Source organism: Ruminococcus turbiniformis (genome assembly GCF_020687545.1).
GTDB classification, from domain to species: Bacteria; Bacillota; Clostridia; order Lachnospirales; family Lachnospiraceae; genus Mediterraneibacter; species Mediterraneibacter turbiniformis.
On the sequence record NZ_JAJEQX010000022.1, the window covers coordinates 43,581 to 70,577 of the forward strand.

Sequence of the window (26,997 nt, forward strand, 5' to 3'; positions counted from 1 at the left end):
TCTTTTTCACCGTTTTTTCAGAATTTCCATAGAAAATCCATAGAACTTCTATAAAGATTTCCGAGAAGTGTATCTTACAATGGCAGAAGAGGTGGTTATGTGGGGTTCTCTGTCCGGGTATGTAGTCCTTTCAAGAGGCCTCGCAGCGTTTGCAGCACAATTACCTGCTCTTCTTCTGAGCAAGACTCCAATTCTACCAGGATCTGCTGCATCGTCGTACTGCCGCTATTGTTCTTACGGTCTTTGATCACCGCGTCAATAGAAATGTTCAGATAGGACGCCAGGGAGCAGAGACTGTCAAAACGAGGGTTCGCCTTATAAGTTTCGATATCTGAAATTGTACGAAGGGATACGTGGGACCGTTCCGCAAGCGTATTCTGCGATAAATCCAAATTCATTCTGGCTTCTCTTACAGCATCCCCCAATCGTTGTCTATACATCCAATCACCTCATTTCCTGCATATATTTTACCGCAGACAAGCAGTATATGAAATGCGCTATCATGCGTGTTGACAGGCGGTATAACGCATACATAGAGGGGGAATCTACGGAAGATAAGGTGTGAACAGCCGGATGGATCAGACGCTATCTGAAACAATTTCAAAAAAATCCTGCTTCTTTTTGCAGGTGAAGAAACTCTTTTACACGCAGTATATGTGTTGGTTCCGACCACATATACTGCGTGTTCTCATGTAAAGTTAAATCCGCCGAATAGGATCGGGCTGCCTTTGGCAGCTTTCGGTCTTATTTTTTTGCCGTGGGAACGGAACGAAAGACTGCCAGGGTGCCGCTCGCCGCCGGCCTTCTGAATTTCTTTGGAACTACAGATGAAATTCAGGAGGAATCAACATATGAATGAAAAACATACCTATTCGGGAGATCGGACAAAGAACCATTTTACGGCATACTTACTGGAATTTATCAAAGGGCGCAGGAGCAGTTACCTGGACAAAAAGATCCGGACGGAGAAGGACTCCTTCTTGATGGAGGAAATTGCGGAGATTGAAGAACGGATCACATTTGAAGAAATGAGGGAGAACCAGGAGCGGGAAGAGATTCTGCTCAAAGAGGCTGCTGGTGAGTTCCCGGAGTGGAACGAACTCTCGGATGAAAAACTTGTGAAATCGCTGCTGATGCTCAATGAGAAAGAACGGGAGCTGATCTATCTTCACGTATTTGAGGAGCGCTCGTTTAAAAAGATCGGTCAGATGACCGGGATGACAGCAGAGCGCTGCAAGGATGCGTACTTCTATGCAATCCGTAAAATACGCAAAAGATTGGGGGATAAATAGGATGAGCTTTGATGAATTATTATTCCGGGCGAAAGCCGGCGACATGGAAGCGAAGACAGAGATCTTTGCGATGTACCGTCCATTGCTGATCAAGAACGCACTGGTGAACGGAAGATTTGATGAAGATCTGTACCAGGAGCTGGCAGTGGAACTGATGAAGTGCATCCGGTATTTCCGGGATGTGGAGTAATTAAGAAGGGACCGGGCGGTGTAAGCTGCCCGGTTCTCGATAAGTATACTAATATGGATTAATTAGAGAAGATATGATAAAATGAGATTAGTTACAACTAACACATGGAAATGAGGTAAAATGATGGAAAAAATAGTAAAAGACTCTCTTCATAAGATATATTTCCCATATAAAGAGAGATCAAACATCAATGTTATACTGCAACAAGATACAGATACAGGGAGTGGCGAACTGACCTGCTATGATGTTGCTCCAGGTATCCAGATTACATATAATAACCTCAAGATGGATTCTTGTTATCGTCCGTTAATTCCACAGCAGGATTTTTTACAAATTGATCATTGTTTGGAAGGTTGTTATGAGTTTGAACAGGAGAAAGGAAATGTTAGTTTTCTGGGTGAAGGAGATTTATCAGTGAGCAGCCTTTGCAAAGGGAAGCAGTTATTTGTTGGTTCACGGATCCCATTGAAAAAATACCGAGGAATAACGGTATTATTGGAAATTGAAGAAGCACAGAAAACTCTTGATACGGGTTTTCAGCAGGGAGATATCTGCCTGAAGCAAATCAGGGATACCTTATGTGCGGACGGCCGTTCTCTATTGATTAAATCAAAACATGAAATTGATCATATATTCAGTGAACTATATCGAGTAGACGAAAGAATCCGGTTGCCCTATTTTTGGATTAAAGTAATTGAACTGTTACTATTTTTAAGCCTTTTGGATGCCAGTTATGTTAAGAAGCCCAAACAGTTTTCTGAGGATGTTTCTAAAGGTACACAACAGGCATATCAATACATTATAGAAAATCCCTTTTCAAAAATGACCATTTCTCAACTGGCAGAGATGGTTCATGTAGCAGAGTCCAGCATGAAGCGATGTTTCACTTCTATCGCAGGCAACTCGATAGGTACTTTTATGAAAATAAAGCGTATGGAAGCCGCTGCAGAACTGTTGGTTTCCGAACCACAACTTAGCATCTGCGAAGTAGCTGAGACTGCTGGATATGAAAATCAAAGTAAATTTTCCGCTGCTTTTAAATCGGTTATGGGTGTTACACCTTTCGCATACCGTTGCAAATCATGGTGATCCGATTGGAGTAAAAATTTACCTGCTTGGTTATAGAAGCTGCCCGTTTTACATTGTTATAATTGACAATGTACGGTGGCAATAAAAGAGAAAAGAGCCGCAGTGTTGCGGTTCTTTTTTTTAAAATCATAGGTTAGACAAATCTAACTAAAAAGGAAAGCGAGTGAAAAGGAAGTGCTGAATAAAGGTAGTCTTGGGCGTAGAATTTTGAAACGCCTCATTAGTTTTGCCGTTGTGATTTGGGGCGTCGTAACTTTATGTTTCTGCTTACAGGTGTTTACTGGAACAGATCCGGCGGAAATGATTGTGAGGAAAAACAGTATTTTTGCTACAGAAGAACAGATTCAGGCAGTGCGAGAACAGCTTGGCCTGGATGCGCCATTCCATGAAAGATATTTTGACTACATAACCGGTGTGGCAACCGGTGATCTGGGTACTGCCATTACAAATAGGCAGCCAGTGATTGAAAATATAAAAGCTGCCTTGCCAGTGACTTGTACCGTCATTGTGATGGCGATGGCATGGGTGATTTTGTTTACCGTCATCCTATCGGCGATTTCTGTAATACGGAAGAATGGTATCTTTGACAATGTAACGAGGATTGTCTGTATCATTGGAATTTGTGTGCCAAGTTTTTGGCTGGCTCTTATTCTTTTGACGGTCTTTGCAGTGAACATTCCAATCTTTAATGTCATTGCAGATGGCAGTATAAAATCCCTGATACTTCCATCAATCGCTATGGCAGTGCCTATTATCTGTATTTCGACAAGAGTGTTGCGAGCTTCTGTTTTAAATGAACTGAAAAGTGATTATGTGCTTTATGCCAGAGCCAGGGGATTTTCTAATTCACAGATTGTTTTTGAAGAAGTTTTGCGTAACGCTCTGCCTGCGGCAATCACTTTATTTGCTCAGTATTGTGCTGCATTATTTGGAACATCAGCCTTAGTGGAAAGCGTGTTCTCCATTGACGGGCTTGGAATCTATCTGATGGAATCCTGCGAAAGCATGGATGTGTATGGAATATCCGGGGCTGTTTTGGTGTGTGCAGTTCTTTTTGTTCTGTTTAATACAGCAGCTGATATTCTTTCCAGTATAATATGCCCAGCGTATAGGAGGAAACGTGTATGAAAAGAAAACCGCAAATCATCATCGGAATTGCTTTAATTGCCGTTTTTGTAATACTTGCTATTGCGGCTCCCCTATTGGCACCCAATGATCCTAATGCGACAAATCTGGCTTTAAAAAATGCTCCGCCATCTGCAGAATATCCACTGGGCTGTGACCAGATGGGAAGGTGTGAATTGTCACGTTTGATTTATGGGGCGAGATATTCTCTCGGTCTGTCCATCCCTGTTTTGATCGTTATTGCAGTCATAGCTCTCTTTGTAGGCTGTTATTCCAGCTATAAAGGCGGGATATTGGATGAAATCATGCGGCTGGTTTGTGACATTTTCATGGCTTTTCCACTAATTGTTATTGCAATGTCGTTGGTTTCTGCTGTAGATAACTCAGTTGCCAGTATTATTATTGCGATTGCTATTTCCATGGCATCGTGGTTTCTGCGGATGGCACGCTCTTATGCAAAAACAGAGTGTGGAAAAGAATATATAGAAGCCTCAAAAGTTTCTGGGGCTTCCGACTTACGCATTGTAATCCGGCATTTAATTCCAAATGTGCTTCCCCAGTTTATTGTTTACTTTACAACGGGAATTGCAACTGCAATCATGTCTGTTTCCAGCTTTGCCTTTCTGGGCGTTGGATTGATTGCAGGGACACCGGAATGGGGCGCCATGCTGGATGAAGCCAGGAGCAGCATTTACATCAATTCCAGTTTGATTATTTATCCTGGAATCTGTCTGATTATCTGCTGTGCCGGCTTCAACCTTTTAGGTGAGGGCCTGCGAGATACGATTGGAAAGGAGGACGAAATCAGTGCCACTTGAAGTCAAAGACCTTACGATTTCTCTTGCCTCCGGAGAACTTGTTGCGGAAAATATATCCTTTCAGATTGAAAAAGGAGAGATGCTTTCTATTGTAGGAAGTTCTGGAGCAGGAAAGACAACCATCTGCAAAGCAATTATGGGGCTGCTTGGCTCCGCCTATCAGGCTACAGGCCAAATTGTTTTTCAAGGAATGAATCTCCTGGACCTGACTAAAAAGGAGCGAAAGCAGGTATATGGAAAAGAAATATGTTTTATCATGCAAAATCCAATGACAGCTTTTAATCCCTCCATTCGTGTGGGAAAGCAGTTGGAAAAAACCTATCGGCTGCATCATGATTGTTTTTCCAAGATGGAAATGCACACCTTATTCGATAAAATTTTACGAAGGCTGGGTTTAGAGGATACAGACAGAATATTAAAAAGTTATCCTTTTGCCCTTTCCGGCGGTATGCTGCAACGGTTGATGATAACTGCAGCACTAATCAATGAACCGCAGATTTTAATTGCGGATGAGGCAACTACGGCTATTGATGCCTGTAATCGCATAGAATTGATGAAAGAGCTGAAACAACTTTGCACAGAGGGAATGTCGGTATTGTTTGTCACCCATGATCTGCGAGCCGCTGCCTTTTCCGATCATTTGCTGATTATGAATCATGGAAAAGTGATTGAGGCTGGAATTACGCAGGAAATTATCAAAGCACCAAAAGAAGAATATACCGCCTATCTTTTAGGGGCGTGCCGTTTAGAAAGGAGGGAGGGCGATTGATTGAAACGAGAAATCTAAGCTGCTCATTTTCAGAAGGGACCTTTTCGCAAAGCAGATTCATGGCGGTATCGCCAATCAGCGTTGCTTTTAAAAATGGAGGGCGTTATGCGATTGTTGGTGAATCCGGTTCCGGGAAAACAACGTTCGCACGGATGATTGCCGGACTGCAAAAGCCAGACGGGGGAAATGTGTATTTTGATCATAAGGCCCTATATGGCAGACGTTATAAAGTCCGGAAAGATCATTTTAAGAAAATACAGATCATCCAGCAAAATTCTGCCTCGGCTCTGGATCCAAAGATGCCTGTGGGAAAATCCATTGAAGAGCCTCTGGTTTGCTTTTTTGGTATGGATAAGGCACGGCGAAAAAAACGATGTGAAGAATTATTGTCACTTTGTAATCTGCCGGTTTCCTACTATGCACGTCTCCCATCGGAATTGTCTGGTGGCGAACAAAAACGAATTGCGATAGCCCGGGCGCTGGCTGCTAAACCGGAGTGTTTAATCTTCGATGAAGCGACAAATGGGTTTGATCTGCCTCTGCGGAAAAAGATTGTGGAAGAGATTATTGATTTGCAAAAAGAGGTTGGTTTCACTTTGATTTTCATTACCCACGACATGGAACTTGCTGTAGTGGTAGCTGATGAAATTCTTGTGATGCAAAGTTCACATCTGATTGAACAGGTAGCTTTTACCGGGGACCCTTCTGTATTTCAGCAGCCGTATAGCAAAGTGCTGTTAGAAGCCAGTGGAATTATTTAATTTGACATCCAATGAATTTGGATAAATAGAATCAAGAAAGGAAAATTATATGATGAAATTTAAACGATTAGCGGCGGCTCTGCTGTCCGCAGCGATGGTTGTTTCCCTTGTAGCGTGCTCCGGTAATGAGGAACCGGAACAGTCCGGATCCGAAGCAACAGAAAGCGAGGCTGTACATGTTAATTTGGCTGAAAGCTGGGGATTTGAATATTTCTATACGATTATCACTCCTGAAGTATCTTCCAGCCAATATGATATTACCTATTATCTTACCAGTTTCTACGACACCCTGGTAACATACAATGAAAATAATGAGCTTATTGGTTCTCTCGCTGAAGAATGGTCTATGAGTGATGATGGGTTAGTTTACACTTTCCAGATCAAAGAAGGTGTAAAGTTTTCAGATGGCTCGGACCTGACTGCTGAAGATGTGGCAAAATCATTGATGGCTGTACCTGTGAATCTCGGTCAGTATAACGGAGGATATGGACGCCTTTCTACAATTATTGAGAGTGCGGAAGCGACGGATGATTATACGGTGGAGCTTCGACTGACACAGCCCTATTACAATACTCTGAGGGAACTTTGCCTTGCCAATCCTTTTGGCATTGTTTCCAGTGAGCAGCTAAATGATGATTTAACTGCCAAGGATACATTCCGAACAGCTACATATGGAACTGGCCCGTATATGTACGAAGGTGATAATGATGGACAGATATGGAATTTTGTTCGTAATCCTAACTATTGGGGGGAAACACCGGAAGTTGATAGCTTTTCGATTAAGAACATCCCAGATAATGACGCAAAGATTCTTGCGCTGAAAAATGGTGAAGTTGATTTTATCTCCGGTATCAAAAATGTTTCTGCAGAGAGCTATGATGAAATCAACCAGACAGAAGGTTTTGGGGCCAAAATCGACGATAAGGCTCTGCAGACCTACTATGTAGGATATAACTTAAATGATACTGTTTTTGGTGATTCTGTTATACGAAAGGCTATTGCATCGGCCATTGATAAAGATGCGGTTGCAGATAATATTTATGGTGGACTGCATGACCGGGCCGACAACTTTTTCTCCACGGACCTGCCGTATTGTAACTTGGAGCTTTCACAGGTAACATTTGATATTGATGCTGCAAATCAAATGCTGGATGACGCAGGATATGTCGATACGGACGGTGACGGAATCCGGGAAAAAGATGGGGCAAACATTTCAGCTGCGTTCCTGTATCAGACAGGATCTGATTCGGATGATAACTTAGTTGTCTATATTTGCGACCAGGCACAGAAGATCGGAATTGAATTAACACCACAGTCTGCAGCTATGATGGATTGGTATGCCATGGTACAAAGCGGAGACTATGGCTTAACTGTATTCAAAACACAGGGCGGTTTTTATGATCCGGCCAACGTGATTACAAATATTAATCCGGATACTTCTATGGATCCGATTGTAATGCTGTTAGGCTCTACCCAGCCGGAACTTGCTGAACTTGTTGCTGAATTGGATTCTTCTACGGATGAAACGAGGATTCAGGAAATATATCAAACAATTTTGACGACAATCGCAGAAGATGAACTGACAACGCCTCTTGTGTATATGCATCAGCTGGCAATTAACAGCGATAAAATCACTGACTATACATTCCCGATGGATTCCAACTTTACATCTGTTCAAAACATGAAAATAAACTGATGATATATGAGAAAAAGCGGTCACGTCAGCCGCTTTTTCTTTCATAGAGAATTGTGAGCTGATTGGAGCATGAATTTATCTAATAGGTCATAGACGTAAAAGATCTAAAGGACTAATATGAAAATATCAAGTTAGTTTAAACTAATTAAATTTGTAAGGAGGGAATATATAATGAAACAAAAATCCGGAGGAATAAAACGCTTGTTAGAGTTTACGGGAAAACACCGTGGACTGCTGGCTGTCTCCCGTATTTTATCCGGCATTAGCTCAATTTTTATTTTAGGACCATTCCTTTGCGTGTATTTTGCCGCACGTGATCTAATAGGAGTATTTGCAGGTACGCCTTTAAACACAAACAGCCTTGTGCGTTGGGGAATTATGGCTTTAGTTCTGGAGCTGATTGGTCTGGCACTTTATTTTGCTGCTTTGCTCTGTTCCCATGTGGTAGCTTTTCATACAGAGAAGAATCTGAAGATGGCAGCATTGAAGCATTTAGCGAAAATGCCTATGGGTTACTTTGATGCAAACCCCAGTGGAAAACTCCGGAAAATTATTGATGACAATAGCTTTCAGACAGAAACCTTTATTGCTCATCAGCTGCCGGATCTGGTAGGAGCGCAGGTAACAATGATTGTAAGTCTGATTCTGATGCTGGTTTTTGACTGGCGTGTGGGCGTGCCATTGCTTCTTCTTTTCGGAATTGGATTCTTTTTGCAGGGATCATTAATGGGAAAGGACAGTATGAAATTCATGCAGACGTACCAGGATTCTCTGGAAACGATGAACCATGAAGCTGTGGAATATATCCGGGGCATTTCAGTTGTTAAGGTATTTGGACAGACTGTACAATCTATAACAAAATTCAATAATGCAATCAAATCTTATCGTAAATTTGCTCTTGCCTATACAATGTCCTGTAAAAAAGGAATGGTTGCGTTTAACTCAGTCATTAACTCCAGCTTTCTGGTATTAGTACCTGCGGCACTTATTATTGGTTTTGTGTCCGATGATCTGATTGGTTTTATGCAGAGTTTTCTTTTTTATGTGATTTTCTCCCCTGCATGTGCGGTAATGCTTAATAAAATAATGTATATGACCAGTTATAAGATGCAGGCTGAAGAATCCATGCGCCGTATTGATATGATTTTGACCGCACAACCGCAAACTGAGAGTACCAGCCCAAAGCGTCCAAAGAATTATGATGTTTCTTTTGACAATGTGACATTTACATATGACAATAATGACCATCCTGCAGTATCTCATTTATCTTTTATTGCCAAATCGGGGATGACAACAGCTTTAGTAGGTCACTCTGGTTCAGGAAAAAGTACCACGGCAAGTCTTATCCCACGCTTTTATGATGTACAGGAAGGCGCAGTGAAGATTGGCGGTGTGGATATTCGTGATATTCCACATATGGATCTGATGAAAATGGTGGCTTTCGTTTTCCAAGATCCTAAACTATTTAAGGACAGTCTTCTGGAGAATATTAGAGCTGGAAGACCTTCTGCTACACGGGAGGAAGTCTTACAGGCAGCACATCTTGCACAGTGTGACGATATTCTAGAGAAGTTTCCAGATGGAATTGACACTGTGGTAGGAAGTAAAGGTGTGTATCTTTCCGGCGGGGAAACTCAGCGAATCGCCATTGCGAGGGCTATATTAAAAAATGCTCCTATTGTGGTCATGGATGAGGCGACTGCCTATGCTGATCCAGAGAATGAACAACAGATCCAGAAAGCCTTCGAGGGACTGGTCAAGGGCAAAACAGTTATAATGATTGCTCATCGCCTTTCGACGATTCAGGATGCCGATTTGATACTTGTAATGAAGCAGGGAGCGTTAGTTGAAAGTGGAACCCATGACATATTGGTGCAGCAAGGAGGCGAATATGCCAAGATGTGGAGCAACTACACAAAGACTACCAAGTGGCACATTGGAAACCCAACAAGAGAATACCTGCATGACATGGTAAGTGTGTCAGAGTAAGAAAATGAGGTGAAAGTATGCTAAAACAAATGTTTGCTCTGAGCGATCAGGGATCGAAAGATTTGAATAAAGGAATTGCGGCTACCACACTTAGCAATCTGTGTCTGATTGCACCGGTCAGCCTGCTGGTTATGGTGATTTGGGAATTGTTGAATGTTATTTCGGGACAGGAAACCAGTATGCAAGAGCATGCGACGTTGTTCATAGTGGCTACAGTGCTGATGTTTATTATTGTATTTCTGACTCAATGGCTTCAGTATAATAAGACTTATACGGTTGCTTATGAAGAAAGCGCTAACCGACGGATTGTGTTGGCAGAGAAATTAAGAAAATTACCGTTATCTTTCTTCGGGCAGAGAGATCTTTCAGATTTGACAACAACAATCATGGGAGATTGTACAGCATTGGAAAGGGTATTTTCAAATGCTATTCCTCAGCTTTTTGGAACGATATTTATGTTTATTATTACAGCGATTGGTCTTTTAGTTATGGACTGGAGAATGGGGCTTTGTATCGTATTGCCGGTTCCGATAGCAGCATTCGTGGTTTTTGCGGCAAAAAAGGCCCAGTCAAATGCCGAGAGCGCAAACATGGATGCTAAAAGAGCCGCATATGACGGAGTACAGGAGTATCTGGATACCATTCAGGAATTGAAGTCTTGCTCCCGTGAAGCGGAGTATTTAGTGGGCTTAGAAAAGAAGCTGGACAACGTAGTTAAGTGCTCTTTCCGTAATGAAATTGCTCCTGGAGCAGCGACAACTACAGCTCAGTTCATTTTACGATTCGGTCTTGTAGCGGTTATGCTGGTGGGTGGTTTACTGGTTACATCAGGCTCGCTGTCAACCCCTATGTTTATTCTCTTCTTACTGTTCGCAGGCCGTATTTATGATCCTTTTACCAGTTGCTTTATGCTGATGGCTGAGGTGTTTTCCGCACTTGTCAGTGTTAAGCGGATGAAGCAGATAGATGCTACTCCGGAGCAGACTGGCACTAACGTCTGCAACAACAAGGGATATGATATTGAGTTCAAGAATGTGGTATTCTCATATAATGAGGAGCCGGTCTTGAAGGGAGTATCATTTGTTGCAAAGCAGGGAGAGGTTACGGCACTCGTGGGACCGTCCGGAAGCGGAAAATCTACAGCATCAAAACTGGCAGCACGTTTTTGGGATGCTGATTCTGGCACGATTACTCTGGGCGGTGTGGATGTCAAGACGGTGGAACCGGAAACTCTATTTAAAAATTATGCGATTGTGTTCCAGGATGTTATGCTTTTTGATGAAACGGTTATGGAAAATATTCGCCTGGGGCGTGGTGGTGCTACTGATGAAGAAGTTATAGCAGCAGCCAAAGCAGCTCAGTGTGAGGAGTTTATTCAGCGGCTGCCACAAGGATATCAGACTAATATTGGAGAAAATGGAAGCGCTTTGTCCGGCGGTGAGCGCCAGCGTATTTCCATTGCACGTGCCTTACTGAAAAATGCTCCAATCGTTTTGCTTGACGAGGCAACAGCATCTATGGATGCCGAGAGTGAAACATTAGTACAGGATGCGTTATCTGTTCTTCTCAAGGATAAAACAGTTATGGTGATTGCACACCGTATGAGAACAGTAGCCAATGCAGATAAAATCGTTGTCTTAGATGACGGTAAAGTGAGTGAAACAGGCACACCGGAAGAACTGTTACAAAAAGGTGGATTATATGCTCGTCTTGTATCTCTTCAAAATGGGCAATAAGTATTTTTATAATACAAGGTAAATGGCATGTTTTCTTTACTTGTACGTTTGGCATGGGAGGAGAATATGAAAAAAGAAAAAAATACTACGGCTTCAAGGGAAGATTACTTAGAAGCAATTCTCGTCCTGCAGCAGAAAAAAGGAATGGTGCGCTCTGTTGATGTGGCGCAGCATCTGGGTGTGAAAAAGCCCAGTGTGTGTAATGCTGTGTCAATTTTGGAGCAAGGCGGCTTCCTGGTTAAAGATGATGACCATTTCCTTCACTTAACTGAAAAAGGCCGGGAGACGGCTGAGGCAATTTATGAACGGCACTGCTATTTTAAAAACTGGCTGATTGAGGCAGGTGTAGAGGATGCCACTGCGGAACAGGAAGCCTGCAGGATTGAGCATGACATCAGTGAGCAGAGCTTTCAGAAACTGAAGAAATGGAAGGAGCTGGGACACTCTGAAGAAGCAAATGGTGATTGAATTTCCAGAGGAACGGCTGTCGGAGATCTGCTGTATCAAGAGAAAACTCCAGACTCTGGAGGGTGTGAAGATCTACATGGAGCCGCAGCAGATCCGATATCCGGGATTTTTCCTGGATACGCTCCAGCGTAAGGTCATGGTGGAGGAAAAGGAGGTATTGCTGACTGCCAGGGAATTTGATGTCCTCGCAGTCATGGCCAGACATCCGGGACGTGTGTATACCTATGCTCAGATCTGTCGTATGATCTATGGAGAAACGGATGTAGGGGAAGAAATGTACAGCAGTGCCTACTGTCTGATCAGCGGCCTGCGGAAGAAGCTGGAGAAGGAACCACGGCACCCCCGGTATCTTGATACCGTATATGGTGTCGGGTATCGGTTTGAGATTGCATAAATAATAATCGTTATAACCATCAAGGGGCGCTGCTTTTTACACAGCGTCCCTTGAGTTCATTCATAAGATATTTACAACATTTTTATTCTGGGAACGGCAAAGTCGGGCGATAGTAGCCATCCACATGAAGAGGAAGGACTACCGATCCGGCTTCGATTTTTTTAATCTGAACGTCATGGGAATAGCCCAGGACAACGCAGCCACATGAAACGTTTTCAATGCCTGATCGACCAGATGCCCGGTCAACGATTGTTTGTCCGCCCATTGTTCCAATCCGTGCATTCCCATTCAGGCGCAGAATATGGGCGTTGTCCAACATATTATGTATATGGCTGTTTTCATATACACTACGAATAAGCGAAATGCCTTTCATCTTATGGACGACTGCATTTCCACACAATTCACAGATTATGGAATGGTCAGCCAGATTTTGAATCTGAACGTTTCCACAAGCATATCGAATCAAAGAGTTCCCTGTGATCAACTCTGCCTGAGCGTGATCAGACATAGAATTTATGACAGAATCAAAACAATAGATTTCTGCATCTCCACAAACGTTCGTTACGTTACAGTGATACAAAATATGCTTACCGCTGCTGATCATCTTGATTGTCTCATTTGTCCGTAAGTATTTTTTCTGCCAATCCTCCAGTGCGGCAATTATTCTTTGTTGGATAGGTTTGTTCTTCCGTAAAGGTCTGTCAAGCCAGGAATCAGCAGAGAACATTGAAAAATCGATTTTCTGGTGCTTTGGACTGATCCACCATTCCCAACAAGATTGATATAATGTGATAATTATGGGAAAGGTGCCCTCCTTGATATATCCGGACTCGGTTTTGGCTGCCAGAATATCCTGTACCCCTTTATCCCCTCTAGCTGTCGCATAACCTTCATTTTCAAATAGTACAATTCTAAAATCCATTCTTTTCTCCTTTCTTGTGGGTGTTCCTCCGGAAATTTAATTCAATCCTCCTCTCCTGCTTTCAGGCATAAAAAAAGAGAATGATGCCGGGTGCTCATTCTCAAACTTCGTACAGAAATCTCTGCAAAATAAAAAAAGCCAGAAGGTACTGCCCTGGTGGCAGAATATCCCTCTGACTGATTACAAACCTAAACAGCATATCCTTTTCCGGATAAACACAAATAATGATTACAAAGTAAGTATATTACCATATATGGTATGTGTCAAACAAAAATACAACAAAATATAGTTTGGTTCGGATTTTTTCAATAAAAGTTGCTATTTACGCATCCCATACGTATGAAATAAGTAACAGAGCCATATGAAGCGTTAAGGGAAGTTTTAGTAGAACAAACAGAAAATCATCCACTCTGCGAAAATGCAGCCCTATTATTCTTATGAAAAGTAAAAATACAGGAGGAAATTACTATGGTAAAGAAAAAAGGCGTTTTATGCTATGACCGGGAATCTGGGAGGTATGACATCTACTTTGGAAACGGAAGCTATTACGGCGGTCTGCATTGTGGGGACTGCTTTGATGTGGAGATGGATGGAGACTGGGTGCCGGTTCGGATTGAAATGGATGATGATTGGTATCTTGTGGGAGTTCCGAAGATCCGGCTGGACGGCCTGACAGTCCGGGCGGATTGGTACGAATAATCTTGTCAGGAGGGCGAACATGAAAAAGGAATGGGTGAAACCTGAGATCAAGTTTATCACGGATCCGGATATTATCCTGGGATGCCTCTATGAAGTGTATGGACAGGAACAGAAGTCTGTATTGGCTGGGAAGAATATCCGGCATACGATGATCTTCCCTTTTCTCCGGATGCTGGCAAATAACACACAGGGAGATGTCAGGAATTTGGAAGCTCTGCATCAGCGGCTCTGGAAGATATATGAAAAAGAACCGGAAAAGCAGGGGTTTGTACAGCAGGGAGAGAAAATCCTGGAAGCTGTCAGGAAAGGAGAAGATGGTGGATGATTTCCTATGAAAAAGCAAAAATGGGGAAGCAGCTGATGAAACAATTCATTGCGGAAGGGGAACTGGAAAAAGCAGCGTTAATCGGGTTGATGTACCAGATGCCGATTCGGATAGGGGATGCGATAAAGCTGCGGAAAAGTGACCTTTCCGGGAGGAATGTTTTAAAGATCTCTGCCAAATATGGAAAACCTTATACGAACCGGCATGGCAATCCTTATCGGATCACCAGACAGCTGAGGAGTCTTCTAAATTCTATCAACAGGGACTCTGATTTCATCTTCACACGGAAGAAGGAGTATTATATACATTTATTCCACATATATTGGGGGTATTATCATCTAAATGACTTCCGGTGTGAATATTTGAGGAACGAAGAACTGCTTGAATGTCAGAGACGGAAGAAACAGTCCAAACCAGCCCAGCGCTTCACCGTTGAGATAAAGGACGGGAAGCTGATTTTCAAAAGGGTGAGCGGCACCTAAGCTGCCCCCTGAAATCATCCAGATCGGACAGCGGAAAAAATCTGCTGTCCTTTTTGCGTTTTTATGCTGTGAAACGTATGGAATATATATAGGAAGCGTGTCAGAACCGTGCCATTTTCTGAACGCAACATAATAGCAATTATGTTGTGTTGGAGGCATGAAAGACAGAAGAAATCCTATCTGGACGCAACATAATTACGCAAATCTCACGGAGAAGTGAGCGCAACATAATCGCAGAGAGGAAGGAAAACCGTGGCATTACTGGATGATTATAAAAAGTTCCTGAGAGGACAGGGCAAGTCAGAGAATACCATTAAGACCTATAGCGGTCATGTAAATGAATATTACCGGTGGTATATGGATACCTTCGGGGAGGCGCCGACGCTGCTTTACCATACCAACATTTTGGATTTTCGGTCATACCTGCAGAACATTAAGAAACTGAAGTTTAAAAGCATTGATACGAAACTGTCCTCTCTGACCAGCTTTAATGAGTTCCTGGTGCAGATTGGAGTTCAGAAAGATCTGGTCATCACGGCAGAGGACCGGCTGAAATTCCAGCAGGAAATTGCAAGCCCGGCGGAAATAGAAAAGAAAGATGTGGAGGCGTTTCTCCAGAAGGTACTTGTGGATACTGGAAAGAGAAACTATGCGATTGCGGTGATCCTTGCATATGCCGGCCTGCGTGTCAGCGAGTGTATCAGTATTGGCCTGACAGATATTGATTTTCAGGCAAGGGAACTGCTGGTGACTGGAAAAGGCAATAAGCAGCGGATCGTGTTCATCAATGACAAGATCATCCATGCAGTCCGGGAGTATCTGAAGGTAAGAAACTCTCAGTCTGAGTACCTGTTTGTCAGCAGGAATGGCGGAAAGCTCCACCGCAGCAGTGTGAGCCGTTTTTTCAATCAGTGTTCGGACCGGATTACACCGCACTCGCTCCGGCATTACTTCTGCTCTCATGCCCTGGAGATGGGATATACAATTGCGGAAGTCGCAAATCAGGCCGGACATGCCAGCGAGCGGACCACGCTGATCTATACCAATACGAGCCGGGAACAGATGAAGGAGAAATCGAACCTGTTGTAAGTAACTATAAGAATATAATTGTCCTTGTATAAACAGACAATAAGTTGATTATAATAAAAGTATGAGGTATAATAATGACAAAACTAACGAAGGACGTGGATTGTATGGAGATGATAAGACGAAATTTGTATCTGGATAAGATACGTCCATTCATTGACCAGGATCTGATCAAAGTATTGATTGGCCTTAGAAGAAGCGGAAAGACCATCCTGCTTTCGCAGATCCGGGATGTTCTTTTGGAGCGTGGAGTGCCAAGGGAAAATATCATAGAGATCAATTTTGAGTCCCGGCGGTTTAAAAAGCTAGAGGATGCTGATCACTTCTATCGGTATGTCACGGAACGGGCAGAGCAGGTGGACGGCAAAGTATATCTTTTTTTTGACGAGATCCAGCATGTAAAAGAGTGGCACTCAGTTATCCCTTCCTTCCGGATTGATTTTGACTGTGATATCTATGTGACCGGTTCTAACAGCAAATTGCTGTCCGGTGAACTGGCAACAAATATGGCAGGAAGATATGTTTCTTTTCATGTGTATCCTTTTGTGTTGTCTGAGATACAGGAATTTTATGAGATCAATGGGCTTCCTTATACCAGAGAACAGCTTTTTACGGATTATCTAAAATATGGCGGCCTTCCGATGCGCCTGGTGCTGCCGGATGAACATTCCGTCCGCACCTATCTGGAGGATGTTTATGATTCTGTCGTGATGAAAGATATTCTCTCCAGATATGCCATCCGCAATGAGAGTCTTTTGCGAAAGCTGCTGGAATTTCTGCTGGACAATATTGGGAACCCGTTCTCGGCAAGATCCATCTGCCGGGCGCTGACCACAGGCGGGCAGTCAACAACGGTGGACACGGTACTTAATTATATTGATAAGCTGCAGGCAGGTATGATTCTTTCAAAAGCGGAAAGATATGATATTAAGGGGAAAAACATCCTGGCTTCAACAGAAAAGTATTATGCGGGTGATATTGGGCTTCGCAATGTGAGCAAAGCAAGCGAACAGATTGATACAAGCAAATTGTTTGAGAACGTGGTGTATCTGGAAATGTTAAGCCGGGGATATGACGTGAAAGTAGGCAAGCTGGATACTCAGGAAATTGACTTCGTATGTTACAAAGGACAGAAGAAACTCTATATCCAGGTGGCCTATGTATTGTCAGAGGATTGCATTGCAAGAGAATTTGGCAATCTGGAGAAGATAGATGACAATTATCCGAAATATGTGATCAGCAGCGACATCGTAGATATGAGCAGGAATGGAATTGTTCATTATAATATCATTGACTTTCTGCTGGATGAAAAGGACATATAAGTCAGCGAAAAGGAGCCGTCCAAAGTGGGCGGCTCCAATTAATATCCCGTTTGTTTATACATATAATTAATCTTTGACTATTTTGTTTCATTATTTCAGAGGTATAGTCAAATAAAATGTGGCCCCGCCACCAGCCGTATCTTCAAATCCTATTTTGCCTCCAAGTATTCTTGAGAGTTCTTTCGCAATACTTAATCCCAGGCCAAAATGAGATTTATCTGTTCGTGATTTATCTGCACAGTAAAAACGGTTAAATATAAAAGGTTTGTCTTCTTCAGCCACTCCGCACCCATGATCAACAACATAAAAGGTCAATTCTTTAGAAGTCTGTTTTGTTCGTATCTCAATGGTGCTGTTTTCTGGTGAATAGTAGACTGCATTATCAAGATAGATACTTAAGATCTGGAACAGTCGTTCCCGGTCTGTATAGAGTACAGGGTAGCTTTCTTCACTAATATCAAGTTTTAAGAAGATGAATTTACGGATACATACTGGCTCAAACGCTTCATACAGTGTAATCAATAGTGTATCAATATTTACATCATTCTTCTGGATGGTCCATTTATCAGCATCAGAAGACGCAAGGAGAAGCATATCTCTTACGAGCTTAGACATTCTGCTACATTCTGAGTCAATCGTTTTCAAGCAGGTTTGTGCCTGGGGGTCTTGTATTTCTGTATTATGGACTGCTTCAACATTTGCCATGATAACAGCCAGCGGTGATTTTAATTCGTGTGAAGCAGCGGCAACAAAATTTTTCTGGCTCTGCAGGATCTGCTCAGTTGGCTCAAAGGCTTTTCGCAGGAGAAACCTGCTGATAAAGAGGATGCTGATCAGGGAAACGATCCAAATAGATAAATACTTTGGCGCTTCCCGTAACAGCAGGTCTACAATAGATGTCCGCTCATAGAATAAAGCTAATGTATAAACTGTTCCCGCTTTCGTGCTGACTGTAGCCGGGATAGCATAATAGTGGTCATGATCTGCTCCATCCATTTCTATAAATCCGCCCTGTTCCGTTACCGTCTGAAATTTCTGACTGTCCGCTGCGCTTTCCGTGGAAATGCTGTTACTTATTTTTTTGAAGAGATTGGCAAAGTCAGTAGCGGTATCAGGAATACTTTGATATAGCACCTTTCCTTCAGAATCTTCTAAAATGCTGTAAACATTTGTCCCACTTTCATAGTTTGAGAGAACCGCTTGCGGGTTAGAAGTATCGTCCTCCAACTGATAGATGATTAGGGAAGTCATACGTTGAATATAGGATATATCAGCAAGCTGCTGTGACTGATACATATTCCAGAGGGAAAAACACAGGATCAAAGTAATGATGACCATTAGGATTCCTGCTAAAAACAGATGTAGTCGGTTGGATAATTGTTTAAGCATGTGTGTTCTCCAATCTGTAGCCTGTAGCATATACCGTTTTAATGATACAGGAGCTTTTAAGCTCTTTCAGCCTTTTTCTTAGAAAGGAAATATAATTATCAATATTTCCAGGAGTAATATCCGAGTCAGTTCCCCAGACCTTTAAAACAAGCTGTTCTTTTGTAAAAAGGGTTTCCGGCTGTTTCATAAATGTATACAGAAGCTCCGCCTCTTTTCCTGTCAGGTCTAATTTTTGCTCATGGCAGGTCAATTCCCTTATTTCTCTGTCAAACTGCAGATCCCCGTAAGTTAATATTACATCGTCATGGATCTCTTTGGAGCGCCTGGTTAATGCCCTTATCCGGGCAAGTAACTCCCGGATATGAAACGGCTTAACCAGATAATCGTCCGCTCCGCCGTCCAGACCATCGATCCGGTCATCGAGGGCAGACATACCGGTAATAATAATAACCGGAATCTGTATGTCCTTTCTTCGCATCGCCTTGATTATTGTCAGTCCATCTATAATGGGGAGCATCCGGTCAACAAGGGCAAGGTCATAGCCATAATCTTTATTGAGTGCGTAAAGCATGGCTGTTTCCCCGTCATTACAGCAGTCTACGGTATGCCCGCTTTTGGATAATTCTTTCTGTATCAGATCGCATAGATCCAGGTCATCCTCCAGAAGCAATATTTTCATAATCCATTCATCCTTTTTTAGTTCATATCATCAGTATAACAAGTATAGCAAAGAAATCCTCTAAAAGTTCTCTAAAAACTGAGGTCGATTTCTTTATTTCTTAGATGAGTTTTACAGAAGTTTTTTTGTATGATAGGCCCATAAAACAGAAAGGAGCTATGTCAAATGAAACATATGAAATTAGTAATGGTAACTGGAGTCTTGATTTTTGCACTCTCACTGGCAGGCTGTGGAAATTCCAAAGGGGAACAGGCCGCAGATAGTGGGACATCTGTGAACAGTCAGAGTGAGAATCAAGCTGGTGACACAGGAGCATCGGACGATGGCGGCGAAAACTCAACAAATCTGGACAATTTGGTAGAGACAGCTAGTTTAAGAGGCAGCGTAGCTGATTTTCAGGATGGAAGTTTTCAGGTCGTTCCCGATCAGGATGATGGGCAGATAGCAAAATCAGCGGCAGAGGGAATGGAAAGCGGCATGGAAAGCACTACGGTTTCTTATGGAGAAGATTGTACCTTCCAGATTGCCAACATCAACAGTTCCACCGGCGCAGTGGAATTAGAAGCGGCTACGGCTTCCGATGTAAAAAAATCTACGTCTGTTTATGTTTATGGAGAAACACAGGATGATGGGGAAATCCATGCTACAAAAGTGCTGATTACCCGGTTTAATTAACAGGAGGGATAGATCGATGCCTTTTTATAAGAGAGGCTTCCTTTATCTGATGCGGAAACGCGGAAAGTCGGTGCTGCTGCTGTTGATTTTCCTTTTTGTCAACAGCATGATCCTCAGTACAAACATGATTTTACACGCAACAGAAAGCACAGAGGCTGCCATGCAGGAAAAAGCAGGAGCAAAAGTGGTATGTGAAATTTCAGACACCGCAAATCCGATTACAGACAAAGAAGCCGAAATGATTAAAAATTTAGCGGAGGTAACGTCCATCAATCGAATGGGGCAGCAATCCGCATATTTAACAGATCTTGCGCCTGTGACCGCAAGCGCTTCCACAGAACCGGACAACTTGAAAGTCAGCCTGCTATCCTCTGATGATATGGATACAGACAGTCCCTTTGCGGATCAGTCTTATCGGCTGACAGACGGTGAACTGGTCAAGCCGGAAACCAAATATGGCGCCGTCATTAATGCGGGATTTGCAGAATACAATGGTTTGCAGATTGGCGATACACTTTCTTTTGAAACAGAAAACGGAAAAGCTGTTACCGTGGAAGTGATTGGGGAATATCTTACTGGCAATGAAAGCCAGCAGGAAAACAATACACTTGCCGTCTATCGGATGGAAAATCAGATTTATATAGATAATACGGCATATTTAGAATTATTTGACGGCAGCGGATTTTATAAAGTATCGGCATATACCGGTCAGCCGGAGCTTTTAGATCCATTGGCAGAGAGCATACAGGGCATTTTGCAGGATAAAGCGGACATTACCACGTCGGATGCCCTGTATCAGCAGATGAAAGCTCCATTAACACAAATAACAAGGGTGGTATCACTGATGCGTTTGCTTACCTTTTTCGCCGGCACGGTGATTGTCTCCCTACTGCTTTGTATGTGGATGCGGAGCAGACAAAAGGAAATGGCTGTATTTATCAGCTTGGGCGAACAGAAAGCCACTATCTTTTTGCAGGCTCTTTTGGAAGCGGCAGCCGTGTTTCTCATTGCCCTGCTTTGCTCCTGCGGTCTAGGTTCGCTGGCTGCAGGAAGCCTTACAGAACTGTTGCTGTCTTCTGTGGAAACAGGCGTTTCTCTGCAGGTTTCCTTACAATTTACCGATATCGCATTGCTATTGGGAATTGGCAGCGGAGTGGTTGTAATTGCTGTATTGCTGTCTTTGCTGCCAGTAATCCGTGCAAATCCGAAAGATATTCTGTCACGAATGGAGGGATAATACGATGAACTTATTGCAACGGGCAATTCGTTCCTGTTTTAGAAAGCCGGTTAAAAGTCTGCTGCTTCTGCTTGTAGTTTGTATCATCAGTCTGCTTTTCCTGTCTGGTATGGCAAGCCGTTCTGCAAACATTGCTACGAAAGACAGTACACGGCAGGCCATCGGCGCAGGATTTTTACTGGAATATAATCCAGAGAGCAGAAGCCAACGATTGGAAGAAGCCAGTCAAAAAATATTAGAACGCAATCCGGATGGTCAGGGAAGTTATGGTGGAGTCCATTTGAAAAACGTGACTGTCATGGGTTCCGAAAACCTGATGGTAACGACGGATCATTCCTTTGAGTCATTAAAAGCTGATGATATTGAAAAGATTGCTGCTGTGGAGGGAATCGCCGACTATAATATAACCACGGTTCCTACTGCGGTAAAACAGGCAAATTTTGAACGGATTGAGGATGCCGATGCAGACCAGACCAATGATTTTCAGGGTGTAGCCTTGATTGGTAATCGGGATATGTCAATGGACGCCAATGTCCTCAGCGGCAATGTTACCATCCTGGAGGGACGGATGACGACAAAGGATGATACAAATGTTTGTGTCATTTCCGAAGAACTGGCAGAAAAAAACCAGCTAAAGGTCGGCGACCATCTGCAATTTCATTCAGTAAAAGCGGAGGAACCCGTGCAAGAGGCAACGATTGTAGGAATCTATCAGGTAAAAGAACAGATGAAACCTTATATGTCCGGTGATACTTACCGCTCTGAAAATGTTATTTTCACGGATTTACATTTTCCTGAGAAGGTGGAGCAGGATGATCCGCTGTATGAAAAGGCTTATTTTAAAGTGGCAAATGTGGATGATTACGATGCGGTAAAGGAGGCCATCAAGAAAACGGATATTAACTGGCAATGGTATGATTTGATCGACAACAACGGAAATCTTGACACAATGGCTTCCAACTTCAATGATTTGGAAAAAATCAGTAACACGCTGCTTCTGGTCGTGACCGGAGCAAGCTTTGTGATCCTGTTTTTGATTTTTATTTTCTGGATCAGGAACAGAACAAATGAGATTGGCATACTTCTGTCCATTGGAATTGCAAAGGGAAAAATATTTTTGCAGATTTTAACCGAAGCTGTTCTGATCGGCGTTTTGGCGCTTGCACTTTCGTTCCTGATTGCTCCGGCAGTTTCCAATGCCGCTGCTGATTATCTGGTGGGTCAGCAGGCACAACAGGCCGAATTGCAGGATGAAATGGATACGGGCAAAGTTGCCACCGATTATCAGGCGCCGGAACTTACCGTCACGGATGTAGAAACAGAGATTACCTCTACTATGCTGCTTGCAGATAGTCTTAGCGTAGGTGTCTTGATTGTTTTATCTACAGGTGCGGCAAGCGTCCTGATTTTCCGCAAGAACCCGAAAGATATTTTAAGCGAAATGAGTTAGGAGGAATGGAAATGATTTTAGAGGCGAAAAATGTCTTATATTCTTATAAATCGAAGCGGGATAAAATAATTCTAAAAAATGTATCTGCCACTTTTGAGGAAGCTACGTTCTATGCGATTGTCGGTTCCAGTGGTTCAGGAAAAACCACATTTCTTTCCCTTTTAGCGGGCTTGGATAACCCGGTATCAGGAACCATTCTTTATAATGGAGAGAATATTCGTAAAAAGGGGCTGAATTATCACCGGAGGCACGATATCTCTCTTGTTTTTCAGAACTACAACCTGATCGATTATTTGACAACGGAAGAAAATGTGAAGCTAGGTGGAAAGAAAGATGCAGAGAAGCTATTACAGGAAGTCAGTATTCCAAGGGAAGACTGGAAGCGGAATGTGCTGCAGCTTTCCGGTGGCCAGCAGCAGCGTGTGGCGATTGCCCGTGCTTTGGCAAGTGAAGCCAAGGTGCTCTTAGCGGATGAACCCACTGGAAATTTGGACGAGGATACGGCAGGGGAAATTATTGAATTGCTAAAGAAAACTGCACACGAATTGGGAAAAAGTGTAATTGTGGTAACTCATAGTAAACTACTTGCAGAAGAGGCAGATAAAATTTATGAAATAAAGAATGGCAAATTGTGTACAGAGTAAGGGCTGCAATCTATATGAACCCGTTAGAAAAAGTTATTTGATTGGAGATGGGAATATAGGATATATTTTACTCGCAGAATTTGATGATACAGAAAAGGCTATTTTAAATGAAATTATGGCTGTATTAAAAAGATATTCTGCTAAGTATAAATGTGAGGAAGAGAACATAAGAAAGATCGTTTTTCGTGGGCTTGTTATTTATCCAGATCAGCGGAGGATATTAGCAGCGGAGAATGAAGTATTTCTATCACATTATGAGTTTGATATCTTACTGCTTCTTGTAAATCATCCAGGCTGGGTATTTACCAAAGAACAGATCTATGAAGCAGTCTGGGATGACATCCCTGTAAGTGTGGATGCCAAGGTTGAGTGTATGATTTACAGCATCCGGAAGAAGTTTCGGGAGTATACTGACAGGCAATACATTCGGACTGTCTGGGGTGTAGGCTACAAATTCGATCCGGAAACATAGAAAGGAGCCGTCCGTGAGGGCGGCTCCAAGTCATTTGTTATTTGCTTTTCTTCTTTGGGCACCATGCCGGAGAGGTCTTTATCGGAACCTCATCGGACCAGGCCTTTCCATAATCCAGGAATCCTGGATCTTTCGACATTCTGTGTTCCTGAAAATAATCTAAAATATAATGCTAATCCGGATGTTTACAGCGAAAAGATGCCCGACTGTTTCCATACGGGCGTAAGGATTTGCAAAATTCACATTCACTGCACTTAATTTTTTCTTTCATAACTTATCACCTCATAATTTTCTTTTTGTTATTAGCATACATGAGAGCTTCCGCCACGCTAATCTGAAATGTCTCTTCAAACCAGTGCCAGATTTCTTCCCGGTGTGTTCCGGATGAAAATCCGTGCCAGGCTTGCTCAATACATTCTGTTTCCGGGTTCATAGTGATGTCTCCAAATTCCGTCCAGAGACGCCGGATGCTGTCCGGCAGGTACAGGATGGTAAGGGTAAAGCAAGACTCGGAAAACAGAGGCATAAGGATCTGGCTGTAGACCGTTTCCCAGTCACCGCCTGCAAGCCCGCATCCCAGATAACCGGGAATGGCAATCTGCGATAATTCCCGCTGTGCTGCCAGGAACATCATGGCAGTCAGGCTCTGTCTCAGTGCTGCATAATCGGTATCTAATCTTCTGCCTGTGGGAATATTCTCGGCAAACAGATGTGCCACATAGCGCAGCGAATCCTTCTGCTGCGTCAGATAACAGGCGCCAAGAAGGGCTTCCCTGTTCTTTTTGCAGAGCTGCTGATATTCCCGATACTGGCCTGCAGTTAAGAGATTTTCCCGGATCTGTCTGGCGATACCGGCTCCCATGACACCCTGGCAGTTGACCTGGTGGGCGATCATCGGGGCATCTGCCTGGAGCAGATTTCCTTTTCTTTCTTTGATCATAGCTTTTCCTCCCATCTTTCTTAAAGATATTCATAGGTTATATTCTGGCTCTGGCACCATTCTTCCACCAGCTTCAGGTTTAGTGGGCTGTGCGCCGGGTGCCGGGAGATCCAAACCGAAGGTTTAGGGCTGTGATACCATAAATTTTCCGGAGCTGGCCCTAGCGTGTCCTCAAACAGAAGGACAACTGGACGTTCCAGAAATTCTCTCTGCCGAGCAGGTATCCCTTCCTTCTCCCGGTAACGGAGCCGGTAGCCGAGTTGGCACTGACTGTATTTGCAGCGCTGGAGCTGAACCTGGATACAAGGATGAATAGAAATTCCGCTGTTATCCATATAGGCCAGATAACCGGACTTGGACCGGCTGACCTGCTCATAAGAGATATAATCATGATTCTGGACGGGCAGCATGGTGCGTTCTTTCTGAAATGATATTTGAGGAAAGCCAAACGTATCACAGAAATAGAAGTGGCTTTCTCCCGATGAGTCCTGTACTTCCACAATGTCAGAGACTGACATGGAATGTCCGGTAAAACCAATCTTTTCCAGATAGCGGGTATCCGCTTCATCTTTGCGGTTAAAAATCCGGTAGATTTCTTCCAGCGTGGTGACTTCAGTCTCTCCGTAGAATACAGACTCATAAATTTCCGCGGGCGGTGATGGATATCCGGCTTTTTGAAAATAGGAAAGCGGCATAAACATCAGCCTGTGCTGATCCAATTCCGGGATGATCTGATAGATCGTAATTTTCATAAGGCATCGTTCTCCTTTGCTAAAGAAGGACCTCCCTGGCCGGAAGATCCTTCGTAATCATTATGGTTATTCGTTACACATTGCTTTTTCGTATGTGAGGAGCTGCTCCCAGGTCAGCCATTCCGGCTTTCCGTCTGCAGGAAGCTCCTCCCATAATTCTTTCATACGGTCAATATGATGCTGCGGATCATTCCTGGATAAGATGGTAACACTCCGGTTCCCATAGCCGAGAAAATATTCACAGTCACTCTGCATCCGGCTTAACAGCATATACTGGAACTCATACGGATTTCTCCGGAATGGTTCCGGATCAAAGATATGTTCCTGTCGGATTGGAGATACTGGTTCCCCATCCATGTCATTGCCTGTAACAGAATATAAGTCTGGATTTTCGGAATGTCCCAGGTTAAGGTCCTTCCATAAGCGGCTATACTGATCCTGGTATGTTGGACAGGAAAAATCATCTATGCCGATGAATTTCAGCGTTAAGACCGTCTGCTTCTTTTCTTCCATGGTTCATTCACCCCTTCATGCAATTTCATTTTCCATTTCCAAACTCCATTTCAGCTTTTCACGTACATCCATCAGGATAAGCCCTAACTGATTTTCTCCGTTGCCGTTGACCTTGCCCCAGAAGTAGTCGCCCCAGGTATTGCCTTCTATGAGAAGGCTGTTTCCTGTGGCAAGCAGGGCATCCCGCAGCTCCGGGTTCTGCATAAATTTGCACATACAGATTTCATACATCAGGGAAATCTTTACCTTGTCCCAGTCCGGGCGCAACGTGAGTTTCTTTCCCCGCTTTTTGGCTTCTGCCGGGTTATGCAGGCGGAAAATAGAGAATTGCTGCTGCTCTTTCGCACAGCTGGTCTTCTGTGCCTGGAAAGCGGCTTCATTATTGGCGTAGGTCTGGCCCATATAGGTGACAGGAGCCGGATAAAAATTGCTGAGAAATGTGTATTTCCCTGTAAAAGAGGAGATAACATTCCTGTGAGTTTGTTTATGGATAGTTTCTTTCGGTTGATAATTAGATTTCATGCACATTCCTTTCCGCACAAAAAAAGGAACCGCCTATCCTATAGGTAGTTCCCTTCTTAAACATAGTGCTTCAATATTCAGTTTGTCTGTAATTCTTTTTGTTCCTGTTCTTCATAGAACCGGTCTGCAATATAGCCCGCTGACTCCGCCCAAAGCGTATTCTCGGTATTCTGCAGAGCCTGATACGTCTTGGAATGGTAAAAGGCTCCAGCGGCATCCTGGAAAGAAAGATGGCTCCTTTCCTTGATGATGTCGATCACGTCCCGGATCTGGATACACAGGTTCATCGTGATATCTTTGTTATTGAAAAAATATTTTCCATCCATAGCTTACGAAACCTCCCTTCGGGATTCCAGTGTCAGGTGTTCCGGGGCAAGGGGCGTATGGAAAATCGGATTGAATACTCATACTCATCATTGCCTCCATTTGCCCCTATTGTACCAAGCCGCTAGTGCGGCGGCTAGCCCTAAGTACATGAAACCACAACTTTTTCAAAAAAAAGTAGCAGTTTTTGAATATATGTTGTATTGTTGAGTTACCACACACACCAATCAACCTATA

Annotated in this window: 31 protein-coding genes; 22 read left to right on the plus strand and 9 right to left on the minus strand. The window is 43.2% G+C overall.

The window, feature by feature from the left end; all coding sequences use genetic code 11:
* Positions 1-95: 95 nt before the first annotated feature.
* The gene (locus LKD70_RS12140) at positions 96-440 is read right to left on the minus strand and encodes a helix-turn-helix domain-containing protein (protein WP_015573108.1); all 345 of its coding nucleotides are present in this window, start codon (positions 438-440) and stop codon (positions 96-98) included.
* Between the two features lie 411 nt (positions 441-851).
* Between LKD70_RS12140 and LKD70_RS12145 the strand changes: the two genes are divergently transcribed.
* The 12 genes from LKD70_RS12145 (at position 852) to LKD70_RS12200 (ending at position 12,327) form a co-directional block, all read left to right on the plus strand.
* A complete protein-coding gene (locus tag LKD70_RS12145; RefSeq protein ID WP_087270550.1) occupies positions 852-1,292 on the plus strand; it encodes a sigma-70 family RNA polymerase sigma factor in 441 nt (146 codons plus the stop codon).
* A 1-nt stretch (position 1,293) separates the two neighbouring features.
* Positions 1,294-1,482, plus strand: coding sequence for a helix-turn-helix domain-containing protein (locus tag LKD70_RS12150; RefSeq protein WP_087270553.1), 189 nt, complete (start codon positions 1,294-1,296; stop codon positions 1,480-1,482).
* Positions 1,483-1,605: 123 nt separating this feature from the next.
* Positions 1,606-2,571 carry a helix-turn-helix domain-containing protein gene (locus tag LKD70_RS12155; RefSeq protein WP_227708248.1) on the plus strand — a complete coding sequence of 322 codons (966 nt, stop codon included), beginning with the start codon at positions 1,606-1,608 and terminating at the stop codon, positions 2,569-2,571.
* A gap of 207 nt (positions 2,572-2,778) precedes the next feature.
* Positions 2,779-3,699: an ABC transporter permease gene (locus tag LKD70_RS12160; protein WP_265104835.1), complete on the plus strand. Its 921-nt coding sequence runs from the start codon at positions 2,779-2,781 to the stop codon at positions 3,697-3,699.
* Positions 3,696-4,514: an ABC transporter permease gene (locus LKD70_RS12165; RefSeq protein WP_227708250.1), complete on the plus strand. Its 819-nt coding sequence runs from the start codon at positions 3,696-3,698 to the stop codon at positions 4,512-4,514. Before LKD70_RS12160 ends, LKD70_RS12165 begins: the two co-directional genes overlap by 4 nt.
* Positions 4,504-5,283: an ATP-binding cassette domain-containing protein gene (locus LKD70_RS12170; protein WP_227708251.1), complete on the plus strand. Its 780-nt coding sequence runs from the start codon at positions 4,504-4,506 to the stop codon at positions 5,281-5,283. The genes LKD70_RS12165 and LKD70_RS12170 overlap by 11 nt, the downstream gene beginning before the upstream one ends.
* A complete protein-coding gene (locus LKD70_RS12175; RefSeq protein ID WP_227708252.1) occupies positions 5,280-6,044 on the plus strand; it encodes an ABC transporter ATP-binding protein in 765 nt (254 codons plus the stop codon). The genes LKD70_RS12170 and LKD70_RS12175 overlap by 4 nt, the downstream gene beginning before the upstream one ends.
* 49 nt (positions 6,045-6,093) lie before the next feature.
* Positions 6,094-7,740 carry a nickel ABC transporter substrate-binding protein gene (locus LKD70_RS12180; protein WP_456115015.1) on the plus strand — a complete coding sequence of 549 codons (1,647 nt, stop codon included), beginning with the start codon at positions 6,094-6,096 and terminating at the stop codon, positions 7,738-7,740.
* 171 nt (positions 7,741-7,911) lie between these two features.
* On the plus strand, positions 7,912-9,729 hold the full coding sequence (locus LKD70_RS12185; protein ID WP_227708253.1) for an ABC transporter ATP-binding protein: 1,818 nt from the start codon (positions 7,912-7,914) through the stop codon (positions 9,727-9,729).
* 17 nt (positions 9,730-9,746) lie between these two features.
* Positions 9,747-11,465: an ABC transporter ATP-binding protein gene (locus LKD70_RS12190; RefSeq protein ID WP_227708254.1), complete on the plus strand. Its 1,719-nt coding sequence runs from the start codon at positions 9,747-9,749 to the stop codon at positions 11,463-11,465.
* A 66-nt stretch (positions 11,466-11,531) separates the two neighbouring features.
* Entirely contained in the window at positions 11,532-11,933 is a 402-nt protein-coding gene (locus LKD70_RS12195; RefSeq protein ID WP_227708255.1) for a metal-dependent transcriptional regulator, read from the plus strand.
* A complete protein-coding gene (locus tag LKD70_RS12200) occupies positions 11,923-12,327 on the plus strand; it encodes a winged helix-turn-helix domain-containing protein (RefSeq protein WP_227061040.1) in 405 nt (134 codons plus the stop codon). The genes LKD70_RS12195 and LKD70_RS12200 overlap by 11 nt, the downstream gene beginning before the upstream one ends.
* Positions 12,328-12,409: 82 nt before the next feature.
* On the opposite strand, the gene LKD70_RS12205 is transcribed toward LKD70_RS12200, so the two are convergent.
* Positions 12,410-13,249, minus strand: coding sequence for a hypothetical protein (locus LKD70_RS12205; RefSeq protein WP_227708256.1), 840 nt, complete (start codon positions 13,247-13,249; stop codon positions 12,410-12,412).
* A gap of 468 nt (positions 13,250-13,717) precedes the next feature.
* Between LKD70_RS12205 and LKD70_RS12210 the strand changes: the two genes are divergently transcribed.
* The 5 genes from LKD70_RS12210 to LKD70_RS12230 all read left to right on the plus strand — a co-directional run bounded on the left by LKD70_RS12210 (position 13,718) and on the right by LKD70_RS12230 (position 17,163).
* The gene (locus LKD70_RS12210; protein WP_087162982.1) at positions 13,718-13,948 is read left to right on the plus strand and encodes a DUF5348 domain-containing protein; all 231 of its coding nucleotides are present in this window, start codon (positions 13,718-13,720) and stop codon (positions 13,946-13,948) included.
* A 19-nt stretch (positions 13,949-13,967) separates the two neighbouring features.
* Positions 13,968-14,273 (plus strand): hypothetical protein, encoded by a 306-nt coding sequence (locus LKD70_RS12215; RefSeq protein ID WP_227708257.1) that lies wholly within the window; start codon positions 13,968-13,970, stop codon positions 14,271-14,273.
* The gene (locus tag LKD70_RS12220; RefSeq protein WP_227708258.1) at positions 14,270-14,755 is read left to right on the plus strand and encodes a hypothetical protein; all 486 of its coding nucleotides are present in this window, start codon (positions 14,270-14,272) and stop codon (positions 14,753-14,755) included. The genes LKD70_RS12215 and LKD70_RS12220 overlap by 4 nt, the downstream gene beginning before the upstream one ends.
* A gap of 252 nt (positions 14,756-15,007) precedes the next feature.
* A complete protein-coding gene (locus LKD70_RS12225; RefSeq protein ID WP_087282392.1) occupies positions 15,008-15,844 on the plus strand; it encodes a tyrosine-type recombinase/integrase in 837 nt (278 codons plus the stop codon).
* A 74-nt stretch (positions 15,845-15,918) separates the two neighbouring features.
* Complete coding sequence (locus tag LKD70_RS12230) at positions 15,919-17,163, plus strand: ATP-binding protein (RefSeq protein ID WP_227708259.1); 1,245 nt, start codon at positions 15,919-15,921, stop codon at positions 17,161-17,163.
* A 90-nt stretch (positions 17,164-17,253) separates the two neighbouring features.
* Here the strand turns inward: LKD70_RS12230 and LKD70_RS12235 are convergent, their stop codons facing one another.
* Positions 17,254-18,552 (minus strand): sensor histidine kinase, encoded by a 1,299-nt coding sequence (locus LKD70_RS12235; protein ID WP_227708260.1) that lies wholly within the window; start codon positions 18,550-18,552, stop codon positions 17,254-17,256.
* Positions 18,545-19,231 (minus strand): response regulator transcription factor, encoded by a 687-nt coding sequence (locus LKD70_RS12240; RefSeq protein WP_201310237.1) that lies wholly within the window; start codon positions 19,229-19,231, stop codon positions 18,545-18,547. The genes LKD70_RS12235 and LKD70_RS12240 overlap by 8 nt, the downstream gene beginning before the upstream one ends.
* 165 nt (positions 19,232-19,396) lie before the next feature.
* Here LKD70_RS12240 and LKD70_RS12245 point away from each other — a divergent pair, with 165 nt between their 5' ends.
* From LKD70_RS12245 to LKD70_RS12265, 5 genes are read left to right on the plus strand one after another with little or no spacing between them, the layout of a single operon-like run.
* Entirely contained in the window at positions 19,397-19,906 is a 510-nt protein-coding gene (locus tag LKD70_RS12245) for a hypothetical protein (RefSeq protein WP_087282383.1), read from the plus strand.
* A 16-nt stretch (positions 19,907-19,922) separates the two neighbouring features.
* Complete coding sequence (locus LKD70_RS12250) at positions 19,923-21,143, plus strand: ABC transporter permease (protein ID WP_227708261.1); 1,221 nt, start codon at positions 19,923-19,925, stop codon at positions 21,141-21,143.
* Between the two features lie 4 nt (positions 21,144-21,147).
* Entirely contained in the window at positions 21,148-22,593 is a 1,446-nt protein-coding gene (locus LKD70_RS12255) for an ABC transporter permease (RefSeq protein WP_201310239.1), read from the plus strand.
* Positions 22,594-22,604: 11 nt separating this feature from the next.
* Positions 22,605-23,237 carry an ABC transporter ATP-binding protein gene (locus LKD70_RS12260; RefSeq protein WP_201310240.1) on the plus strand — a complete coding sequence of 211 codons (633 nt, stop codon included), beginning with the start codon at positions 22,605-22,607 and terminating at the stop codon, positions 23,235-23,237.
* Positions 23,215-23,709, plus strand: coding sequence for a winged helix-turn-helix domain-containing protein (locus LKD70_RS12265; RefSeq protein WP_087282377.1), 495 nt, complete (start codon positions 23,215-23,217; stop codon positions 23,707-23,709). The genes LKD70_RS12260 and LKD70_RS12265 overlap by 23 nt, the downstream gene beginning before the upstream one ends.
* Before the next feature lie 277 nt (positions 23,710-23,986).
* Here LKD70_RS12265 and LKD70_RS12270 read toward each other — a convergent pair whose 3' ends face one another.
* The 5 genes from LKD70_RS12270 to LKD70_RS12290 form a co-directional block, all read right to left on the minus strand.
* Positions 23,987-24,649: a macro domain-containing protein gene (locus tag LKD70_RS12270; protein ID WP_227708262.1), complete on the minus strand. Its 663-nt coding sequence runs from the start codon at positions 24,647-24,649 to the stop codon at positions 23,987-23,989.
* Positions 24,650-24,669: 20 nt separating this feature from the next.
* Positions 24,670-25,401, minus strand: a complete 732-nt coding sequence (locus tag LKD70_RS12275) for a YodL domain-containing protein (RefSeq protein ID WP_227708263.1) — start codon at positions 25,399-25,401, stop codon at positions 24,670-24,672.
* 66 nt (positions 25,402-25,467) lie between these two features.
* Entirely contained in the window at positions 25,468-25,914 is a 447-nt protein-coding gene (locus tag LKD70_RS12280) for an LPD11 domain-containing protein (RefSeq protein WP_227708264.1), read from the minus strand.
* A gap of 15 nt (positions 25,915-25,929) precedes the next feature.
* Positions 25,930-26,436: an NADAR family protein gene (locus LKD70_RS12285; RefSeq protein WP_197710818.1), complete on the minus strand. Its 507-nt coding sequence runs from the start codon at positions 26,434-26,436 to the stop codon at positions 25,930-25,932.
* A gap of 77 nt (positions 26,437-26,513) precedes the next feature.
* Positions 26,514-26,762, minus strand: coding sequence for a hypothetical protein (locus LKD70_RS12290; protein WP_204930153.1), 249 nt, complete (start codon positions 26,760-26,762; stop codon positions 26,514-26,516).
* Between the last annotated feature and the right edge of the window lie 235 nt (positions 26,763-26,997).